This window comes from Aeromicrobium sp. (assembly GCF_047607065.1).
In the GTDB taxonomy this organism is placed as follows: domain Bacteria; phylum Actinomycetota; class Actinomycetes; order Propionibacteriales; family Nocardioidaceae; genus Aeromicrobium.
This window is the reverse complement of the sequence record NZ_JASGDU010000046.1, coordinates 55,601-64,619: the sequence shown is the minus strand read 5'-3', so window position 1 is coordinate 64,619 and position 9,019 is coordinate 55,601. Positions and strand designations below refer to the sequence as shown.

General features: G+C 66.2%; 12 protein-coding genes and 1 pseudogene. 7 read left to right on the top strand and 6 right to left on the bottom strand.

Annotated features, from left to right (window positions below):
• Positions 1-135, top strand: a pseudogene (locus tag QM597_RS07050) (ISL3 family transposase); the annotation flags it as partial.
• 279 nt (positions 136-414) lie between these two features.
• Here QM597_RS07050 and QM597_RS07045 read toward each other — a convergent pair.
• Positions 415-669 carry a helix-turn-helix domain-containing protein gene (locus QM597_RS07045; protein ID WP_415004160.1) on the bottom strand — a complete coding sequence of 85 codons (255 nt, stop codon included), beginning with the start codon at positions 667-669 and terminating at the stop codon, positions 415-417.
• A gap of 15 nt (positions 670-684) precedes the next feature.
• The gene (locus tag QM597_RS07040; RefSeq protein ID WP_415004159.1) at positions 685-885 is read right to left on the bottom strand and encodes a hypothetical protein; all 201 of its coding nucleotides are present in this window, start codon (positions 883-885) and stop codon (positions 685-687) included.
• Positions 886-962: 77 nt separating this feature from the next.
• Between QM597_RS07040 and QM597_RS07035 the strand changes: the two genes are divergently transcribed.
• On the top strand, positions 963-1,112 hold the full coding sequence (locus QM597_RS07035) for a hypothetical protein (protein WP_415004158.1): 150 nt from the start codon (positions 963-965) through the stop codon (positions 1,110-1,112).
• A 449-nt stretch (positions 1,113-1,561) separates the two neighbouring features.
• On the opposite strand, the gene QM597_RS07030 is transcribed toward QM597_RS07035, so the two are convergent.
• On the bottom strand, positions 1,562-1,888 hold the full coding sequence (locus tag QM597_RS07030; protein ID WP_415004157.1) for a transposase: 327 nt from the start codon (positions 1,886-1,888) through the stop codon (positions 1,562-1,564).
• A 458-nt stretch (positions 1,889-2,346) separates the two neighbouring features.
• Between QM597_RS07030 and QM597_RS07025 the strand changes: the two genes are divergently transcribed.
• The gene (locus QM597_RS07025; protein ID WP_415004156.1) at positions 2,347-2,670 is read left to right on the top strand and encodes a hypothetical protein; all 324 of its coding nucleotides are present in this window, start codon (positions 2,347-2,349) and stop codon (positions 2,668-2,670) included.
• Between the two features lie 115 nt (positions 2,671-2,785).
• The gene (locus tag QM597_RS07020) at positions 2,786-3,040 is read left to right on the top strand and encodes a hypothetical protein (RefSeq protein WP_415004155.1); all 255 of its coding nucleotides are present in this window, start codon (positions 2,786-2,788) and stop codon (positions 3,038-3,040) included.
• A gap of 371 nt (positions 3,041-3,411) precedes the next feature.
• Here QM597_RS07020 and QM597_RS07015 read toward each other — a convergent pair whose 3' ends face one another.
• Positions 3,412-3,693, bottom strand: a complete 282-nt coding sequence (locus tag QM597_RS07015) for a hypothetical protein (RefSeq protein WP_415004154.1) — start codon at positions 3,691-3,693, stop codon at positions 3,412-3,414.
• A 5-nt stretch (positions 3,694-3,698) separates the two neighbouring features.
• Positions 3,699-3,932, bottom strand: coding sequence for a hypothetical protein (locus QM597_RS07010; RefSeq protein WP_415004153.1), 234 nt, complete (start codon positions 3,930-3,932; stop codon positions 3,699-3,701).
• A gap of 121 nt (positions 3,933-4,053) precedes the next feature.
• On the opposite strand from QM597_RS07010, the gene QM597_RS07005 reads away from it, so the two are divergent.
• The 3 genes from QM597_RS07005 to QM597_RS06995 all read left to right on the top strand — a co-directional run bounded on the left by QM597_RS07005 (position 4,054) and on the right by QM597_RS06995 (position 7,587).
• Complete coding sequence (locus QM597_RS07005; RefSeq protein ID WP_415004152.1) at positions 4,054-5,223, top strand: CaiB/BaiF CoA transferase family protein; 1,170 nt, start codon at positions 4,054-4,056, stop codon at positions 5,221-5,223.
• 131 nt (positions 5,224-5,354) lie between these two features.
• Entirely contained in the window at positions 5,355-6,497 is a 1,143-nt protein-coding gene (locus tag QM597_RS07000; RefSeq protein ID WP_415004151.1) for an acyl-CoA dehydrogenase family protein, read from the top strand.
• A 76-nt stretch (positions 6,498-6,573) separates the two neighbouring features.
• Positions 6,574-7,587 (top strand): alpha-hydroxy acid oxidase, encoded by a 1,014-nt coding sequence (locus QM597_RS06995; protein WP_415004150.1) that lies wholly within the window; start codon positions 6,574-6,576, stop codon positions 7,585-7,587.
• A 9-nt stretch (positions 7,588-7,596) separates the two neighbouring features.
• Here the strand turns inward: QM597_RS06995 and QM597_RS06990 are convergent, their stop codons facing one another.
• Entirely contained in the window at positions 7,597-8,844 is a 1,248-nt protein-coding gene (locus QM597_RS06990; RefSeq protein WP_415004149.1) for a tyrosine-protein phosphatase, read from the bottom strand.
• Positions 8,845-9,019: the final 175 nt, after the last annotated feature.

The window sequence follows — 9,019 nt, the reverse complement described above, 5'->3', positions numbered from 1 at the left end:
CCGACCGAGGCCATCAACGGACGCCTCGAACACCTGCGTGGTTCGGCCCTGGGATTTCGCAACCTCACCAACTATGTCGCCCGCAGCCTACTCGAGACCGGCGGCTTCAGACCCCAACTACACCCTCAACTGTGAAGAGCCCGTATGGCTTTGGGACAACGACGACTGGGACCTCGCCCAGGATGATGTCGTGGCGCTGGTGGCCGGCCTTGATTCCGGCGTGGTGGGGACTGGTGCAGGGGAGGGCGCGCCCCGGCAGGACACGGATAGCGCGTGGGTTACTCCCTCGACGGACTGCCTCGAGGCTCCGGCCCAAGCCCACCACACTGGCCCTAGCCAGGCTTCGAGCGATTCGGAGGCCCGCTGATGAGCGTCGCCCGTGAGCGTGCCGTCGAGGTGGAGGCGGTGGTTCCGTCAGTGGCCGTATCGCTTGAGCGCGGCCTGGCGACTGACTCCCAAGGCCGCGCCGATCACAGCCCACGACAGGCCAGCCTCACGGGCCTTCTCGACGCCGGAGCGGATGTCTTCCTCCGCAGTGTCTCGGGCGTGCATAGCCTCGGCGATGGCGCGAAGTGGTGCGGCGTCGATGGCGGGTCCCGTCGGTTCGTCGGCGTCGGCCTCGATGCGGTCGAGCAGGTCGGTATCGCGGGTCTTCTGGCTTGTGCTCATGGGGTTCACCCCTCCTCAGAGGAACTTCTTTCGGGCTGGCATGGCGTGGAAGATGTCGCCGTCAGAGTTGACGCCGACCTCAAGCAAGGAGTCGTCGAAACGCGGCCAAATGACCATGTCGTAGCCGTCGTGCGGCCAGACGCGGATCGCGTTTGCTACGGCGTGCAGCAGTTCGCTGTCGCTGTATCCGCGCTTGCGGGCGCTGCCCTTGATCACATTGTCAACTTTAGTTGCCATTCTGCCGTTTGTCAACTTTGGTTGTCTGCCGATGTTCCCGACCCGAAGGAGACCCCATGACCGACATCGTTGTCATAACGGCCCCTATTGGCTCTTTGCGCGCCACCGTTTCGGTGCTGGTTTTCGGCCGGGCATCCTTCGTCTTCGACTGTCGTCCGGTTGTCGCCGCATCTCGATCGGTAAGGGCAAAACGCCCGTTCCGCTGATCGTAAGGGCACATTTGATGCGTGACGCAAGATACCAGCCGAAGCACCGGAAAATGGTCGAGATGTCGGCCCTAGTTCGCTTGGGGAGGATCGCCCGGGCCTTGAACGGCCTGCTCGTCCTTCTCTACCGGATCGCCGTCGTCGGCGAGGCCGTTTGCGACAGTTGGGATCTTCTCACGCCGGGGTGAGTGAGGGATGCGGTGATCTTTTCGGCAATGGACTCGTCGCCTGGTTCGGTCGGCCGGACTGCGAAATCATGGGGGTCCTGGACAGCGAGCAGTCCTCTTTCACTGAGAACGTGTTGGGGAAGTCTTCTATGTGGCTGGTTTGGGTTGCCATGGGCGGCGTTGGGGGCCGGGTGCGAGGCGGCGGGCCATGATGCCGATCATGGTCCACTTGATTATTGCCTCGGAGCGCTCAGGCCGGCGTTCGTAGTCGCGTGCCAGTCGTCAGGTGCGCATCAGCCAGGAGTTCGTACGCTCGACGACCCACCGTCTGGGAAGAACCTCGAAGGTCGGCTTCTTGTCGGTGCGTTTGATGATCTCCACGAGTATCCGGAACCGGTGCTGGGCGAAGTCGAGGAGTTTGCCGACGTAGCCGCCGTCAGCCCACACCAGCACGAGTGAGGGCATTCTCATCTTCGCCCGCTCCAAGACCAGCCGACCGCCGTCACGGTCCTGCAACGCAGCACTGGTGACCATGACCACGATCAACAAACCGAGAGAGTCGGTCACGATATGCCGCTTGAGGGCCGTTGATCTTCTTGCCCGCGTCATAGCCGCGCGAGTCCTTCCCGACCGTGTCAGCGGCCTTCACGGACTGCGAATCCACGATCCCCGCAGAGGCCATCGGGTCCCGCTCCGCAGCATCGCGGACCCGGTCGGTGGTGCCGTCCTCGACCCAACGCTGGAAGTACCACTACCGTGGTGTCCCACGGCGGGAAATCGTGGGGCATCTGCCGCCACGAGCACCCGGTCCGGTTCACCTACAAGATGGCCTCCACGACACGACGGCGTGCATGCTTGACAGGCCTACCACCCAGTTTGACCGCGACCATAGGCTCGATCAACGCCCACTGCCCATCAGTCAAGTCCGAGGGGTAACGGGCTGGGAAAAGACCACATAACCCCAACACTTACTCCCAAACCCCCACCAGCAAAGACACGCCCACCCCTTCCCCCAACACGTTCTCAGGCCCTCCGGGGCTTTTGGCTTCGCTGAAGTGAGCACTTCCATGACTGAACACCTCTACACCTGGGCTGAGCGCGAGAAGCAACTGGCCACAGCGTTGAAGTTTGCCAAGCGCCTGGCAAAGATCACTGACAGCACGTTCTATGGGAACCTGGTCCGGGAGATTGAGGCCCGTCTTGGTTCGCGCCCTCCCGACGACGAGTTGCGGGCCTGGGCGAGGGACCTTCCCTCCCTATCGGGCTATGTCCCATCCCAGGCGCGGTCGTGGAGCCAGAGGCCAAGCGCTGACGAAATCCTCCTGGAAGAACTCATCGACCGTCTCGGAGGCGTACTCCTCACGCTCCGTACTCGCGGCTACCGGCAATGAAGCGTTTCGCGGTCGGTACCGGGATGCGCGCGAAGGCAAGATGATCCACAACTATCCCTAGATGTTTTGGGCACGCTCGGTCTACGGTGGAAGAAGCTAAGGAAGAAGGCGCATCATGGCCAACGAACTGTTCAGCCCCACGACCCTCTGGCCCGACCTCTTCGACGGCCTCAGCGAGCGCGAGGTCTTCGACATCACCAACATCATCGGCATGGGGCACCAAGAAGGTTGGAACCCCACTCGCGAGGAGACAGAGAACCTGATCCTCGCCTACCAGGGCAAGATCGACGCGGCCGAGCAGGACCGCCGCGCTCGTGCCATCGCAGCGCAGCGCGTCGCGTCATTCGATCCCGTGGCCGCTAGCGCGTGACCAAGTTCGACACGTGGGAGTCGTACTTCTCCCCGGGACATACGACGGCGTGGCCGGGCGGGGGTTCTGCGAATACCTCGGTTCTACGCTGGCCACGTGTCCAGGTCGTTCGCTGACCTGGGGTGGGGGTGGCTTCCTGCGGCCGCCGGGTTCGCTGTTGTCCTGATCTTCGGCCGGTACACGACGATGGCGCGCAGGCGAGGGCAGCCTCGAACTCGGTTCGCTCGTGGCTGGGTTATCGCCGCAGGCTGCTTCTCCATGTACTCGTCGTACGTGATGCGGCGGGCTTTGTTGTCGAGGTTGCAGCGCATTTCGAGAGTTCGTCACCGAGCGACGTGGACAACGGCATGCGGACCATGCTCCCTCGGGTGTCAGGCGCTCTCCGCGTGGTCCGCATACCGCTGTCGCGCGGCCTCTCCGGTGGTGCCGATGGCCTCGCCGACCGCACGCCACGACAGGGACGCTTCGCGAGCCTGCTTCACGGCGTCGGCCAGTCCCTGCTCGGCGCGGGCACGCCGCCACGCGGCCAACTGGAGGGCCATAGCGGGCGGCACCGGCTTGTCGAAGTCCTCGGGCTTCGGGTCGTAGTTCTCGAACTTGTCGGCGAACTCGTCGGCTTGCGCGATGAGTTCTTCTAGTGAGCGCTTGGCCATATTCATCACCTCAGGTACTTGTCGCGGGCAGGGTTCATGGCGTGGGCGATGGCAAGTTCGCCGTGCCATTCGATGACGCCGACCTCGATGACCGATCCGGCGAGGTTGGGACCGATCCACATCACCATTCCGTCCTCCTGGACGACCGGGTAGAGCGCGAACTCCACGGCGTGCAGCATGTCTTCTTCTCCCATGCCGTGACGGAAGGCCGAGGGGAGGGTGATCGGGTCGCCCACCACGTGACAAAGTTACTTGTGGGCAAGGTTACTTGTCAAGGGGATGCGGGCTGGACGGACGGCCATGCCATGCGCGCCACGGGCCGGTTGACAATCGTGACAGCACTACTGTCACACTGTTGCTGTGACGATTCAGAGCGCCGCCCGGAGCGGACCTCTCGCGGGCGTCCGTGTCGTGGAACTCGCCGGGATCGGCCCGGGTCCGTTCGCCGCGATGATGCTTGCCGACCTCGGTGCCGACGTGATCCGGGTCGACCGGCCCACGGGTCCGGGCCTGGCCCTAGCCAGCCCCGAGCGTGACATCCTCGGCCGCGGCCGTCCGAGCGTGGCCGTCGACCTCAAGGCCGACGGCGGCATCGACCTCGTGCTCGACCTGGTCGAGAAGGCCGACATCCTCATTGAAGGCTTCCGCCCCGGCGTCACCGAGCGCCTCGGTCTCGGCCCCGACACCTGCCTCACGCGCAACCCGAAGCTGGTCTACGGCCGCATGACCGGCTGGGGCCAGGACGGTCCGCTCGCGCACAGCGCCGGGCACGACCTCAACTACATCTCCGTCGCCGGCGGGCTGGACCCGCTCGGACGGCTCGGCAGCGCCCCGGCGTTCCCGATGAATCTGCTCGGTGATTTCGGCGGCGGCTCGCTCTACCTCGTCGCCGGCGTGCTCGCCGCCCTCACCCACGCGCGCGCGACCGGGCAGGGCCAGGTCGTCGACGCTGCCATCACCGACGGCGTCGCACACCTCATGACGATGGCCGTCACGATGCAGCAGAACGGCCTGTGGGACGGCCAGCGCGGCACCAACTTCCTCGGCAGCGCCTCGCCCTTCTATGACGTGTACGCCACCGCTGACGGCCGGTGGATGTCGGTCGGCGGGCTGGAACCGCAGTTCTGGGCCGAGATGGAGCGCATCCTCGCCGAGCAGGGCTTCGAGCCGTTGCCGGATCGCAATGACCCGGCCACCTGGACCGACCTGCGTGCCCGGCTCGGTGCCGTCTTCGCCGCCAAGACCCAGTCCGAGTGGGCCGAGGTCTTCGAGGGTACCGACGCCTGTGTCGCCCCGGTCGTGCCGCTGACCGAGGCCTACGCACACCCGCACAACGTCGCGCGCGGCACCTATGTCGAGCGCGACGGCATCACCCAGCCGGCTCCGGCTCCCCGCTTCTCGGCCACCCCGGCCGAACTCGGTACCCCGCCCTCGCGTATCGGTGCCGACACCCGCGACGCCCTGACCGCATGGGGCATCGACGACGTCGCCGGCCTCATCGAACGCGGCGTCGCCGTTCAGAACGAGTAGTAACCGGTCCCTGAGGTGACTTCGAGGCCCTCGTTCCTCGGGCACCTCAGTCACCGAGTCGCCCGGTCCCTGAGGTGCGACGAAGGAGCCTCGAAGGGACCTCCTGACCGCCAAGAAAGAGAGAAACGACCATGCAGCGCACCATTTTCGAAGCCGAGCACGAGGCCTTCCGCGAGACCATGCGGACCTTCTGTGACAAGGAGATCGCCCCGTATCACGAGCAGTGGGAGTCCGACGGCATCGTCCCGCGCGAGCTGTGGCTCAAGGCCGGCGAGCTGGGCATCCTCGGCTTCATGATGCCTGAGGAGTACGGGGGCGCTGGCATGACCGACTTCCGCTACAACGCCATCGTGCAGGAGGAGCTGACCCGCATCGGAGCCAGCGGCGTGGGCTTCGCGCTGCACACGGACCTGGTCTCGACCTATCTGCTGTCCTACGCCAACGAGGAGCAGAAGGCGCGCTGGCTGCCGAAGTTCTGCACCGGCGAGATGATTACCGCCATCGCCATGACCGAACCGGGCACCGGATCGGACCTCCAGGGCATCAAGACCACTGCGGTCAAGGACGGCGACCACTGGGTCCTCAACGGCTCCAAGACCTTCATCTCCAACGGCATCCTCGCCGACCTCGTCCTGGTGGTCTGCCAGACCGATCCCGAGGCCGGCGCGATGGGCTTCACGATCATCGCCGTCGAGCGCGGCATGGAGGGCTTCGAGCGCGGCCGCAACCTCGACAAGATCGGCCTCAAGGCCCAGGACACGGCCGAGTTGTTCTTCGACAACGTGCGCGTGCCCGTCGCCAACACCCTCGGCCAGGAGGGGCAGGGCTTCATCTACCTCATGGAAAAACTGCCGCAGGAGCGCCTGACCATCTCGGTCGTCGCCGCCGCCGCGTGCCGCACGGTCATCGACCAGACCGTCGCATACGTCAAGGACCGCAAGGCGTTCGGCCGGCCCATCGCGAACTTCCAGAACTCGCGCTTCGTGCTGGCCGAGCTGGAGACCGAGGCCCAGATCGCGCGGGTCTTCGTCGACCGCTCGATCATGGAGTTGAACGCGGGCACGCTGACCGTGCAGGACGCCGCGATGGGCAAGTGGTGGACCACCGAGCTTCAGAAGAAGACCGTCGACAAGTGCCTGCAGTTGCACGGCGGCTACGGCTACATGACCGAGTACCCCATCGCGCGGGCCTACCTCGACACCCGTATCCAGACCATCTACGGCGGCACGACCGAGATTATGAAGGAGATCGTGGGTCGTACGCTCCTGGGATGAGCGAGCGCAAGCGAGCGACAGTCGGGTATTACCTCATGTCGGCACCGCCTATCGTTGCTTTTTCCGAGGCGGCGGCATGAGCGACCTCGAAGACCTGCTCGGTCCCGGTGCCTTCGGCTACTTCGCCGGGGGTGCCGGCGACGAGATCACGCTGCGCGACAACACGGCGGCCTGGAGCCGGTACCGCCTCGCGCCACGGGTCCTCGTGGACGTGACCGAGCGGGACCTGGGCACGACGCTGCTCGGACGCCATCGCACCCATCCCATCGCGGTGGCACCGATGGCCTATCAGCGCCATGCGCATACCGGCGGCGAGCGGGCGCTGGCCGAGGCGGCGCGAGCGGCCGAGGCGCTGTTCGTGCTGTCCTCGCAGACCACGACGAGCCTGCCGGAGGTTGCCGACGCGCTGGGGGAGTCCGACCGCTGGTTCCAGTTGTATGTGTTCAAGGACCGGCAGGTCTCGCTCGATCTCGTGGTGCAGGCGCGCGAGAGCGGCTACGAGGCGCTGGTGCTGACGGTGGACTTCCCGGTCGGCGGCTGGCGCGAGCGCGACCGGCGGACCGGTTTCCACGTGACGTACCCGCTCGCGCTGAACCCCTCCGGGACCGCGCTGACCACCCGGCAGCTGCACGACATGCACGATCCGAGCCTGACCTGGGACGATATCGGCGAGTTCGCTGCGGCCGCCGGGATGCCGGTGATCCTCAAGGGCATCCTGCGTCCCGATGACGCCGAGCGGGCGGTCGACGCGGGAGCGGCCGGGATCATCGTGTCCAATCACGGCGGCCGCCAGCTCGACACCACGGCGGCGGCCGTCGACGCGCTGGTGCCCATCGTCGATGCGGTCGGCGGCGGTCTGGATCTGCTCGTGGACGGCGGCATCACGCGCGGCTGGGATGTGGCCAAGGCACTCGCGCTGGGGGCGGACGCGGTGCTGGTCGGGCGGCACGTCTTGTGGGGCCTGGCGCGGGGCGGGGCCGAGGGGGCCGAGGCGGTGCTGCGCCAGCTCGTCGCGGAGTTCGACACCACCCTCGCGCTGCTCGGCTGCCCGCGTGCGGCCGACCTCGACGCCTCCTACGTCCTGCGCTGACGGTGAGGGTCAGGAGTGCTTGAGCCTGGTGGTCAGCCCGGCAGCCAGGAGCACGGCGGCCACGGTGAGCAGGAAGGCACGGGCGTGACTGCCGGTGGCGGGAAGGTGCTGCCCGGCCTGCTCGATGTCACCGCCCCCGCTGCCCACGAGTGAGTTGCTGCCCACCGAGGGGGCACCCACCGCAGGTACGGAGGCATCGGGGGTCTGCTCGGTGGGATTGACCGTTTCCGGGACGTTCGGGCCTACGACGGCTGGTGCGGTGTCCTGCAGGAGTCGGTCGCGTAGTGAGGCAACCTGCGCCGTGCTCAGCCCCAGGCCATCGTGCACGTAGGTGTCGAAGTCGCCGTAACTGCGATCGACCTGCGCGAAGGCGCTCTCGATCCATTCGCGCTGCACTGAGCCGGGGCCACGGTAGCGGTTGGAGTCGAGAAAGTCGGCGATAACCGTTTCGCGGGACACGCCCAGAATCGTGAGGAGGATCGCGCTGGCCCACCCGGTGCGGTCCTTGCCGCCGCTGCAGTGGAACAGCAGAGACCTGTCGGTCGACTCGATCATGTCCATCAGCGTGCCGAAGGCGTCGTTGGCCGATCCGGCGCAGGTCGAGAGCGGATAGCCCATCGCGGTGCCCGCATCCTCGATGTCGGAGGTCGTCGCGAGCACCTCAAGTAGGCCGACGGGGATGGTCAGGCCGCACTTGGTGAGATCGGGATTGCCGGCGACGTTCATGACGTCGAGGTGCGTGTAGGTCATGGAGTTCGGCGGGGTGTAGGGGTCTTCCTCGACCTCTTGTGTGTTGCGCAGGTCGGCCAGGTCGGCGATGTTGAGGCTTGCGAGCCGTTGCCAGTCGGCGGCATCGAGGTCGGTGGGCCGGTTGGAGCGGAACACGAGGCCGGGACGGGTCCAGCGGCCGTCGGCGGTGCGGTAGCCGCCGAGGTCGCGCAGGTTCCGGGCGTTCGACATGTGCAGGGATTGGTCGCGCGTGACCAGCCGTTCGCCGGTGTCCGTTGTGAGGACGAAGTACCAGTCGGGTTCGAGCATTGTGACGGTGAGCGAGCCGCTGCCGGATCCGGCGCCGACGGGTGTCGTCGAGTCCGATCCGTCGGGATTTGGCGAAGCCGTGACGGTCACGGTCTCGGCGGCAGAGGTCCAGGTGATGTCATACGCGCCGTCCTCGGTCAGTTCGACATCGGCCTGCGTGAACGGCGATTCGTCCGTTCCGGCAGCGCTCGAGGCGGTGCCACCGATTCCGGGGATCATGGTCCAGAGGAGAACCATTGCGGCGGTGAGCGTGGACCGGATCAGACCGGCGAGCATGAGGCCTCCAGAGCAGGGACGACGCGACGATCATCCAGACAACCCGCTCCAAATAACCCTGGGTGATCGAACAGTAAAGGCGCGGCGAACACCGATCTGAGCTGCATCGTGAGACGCA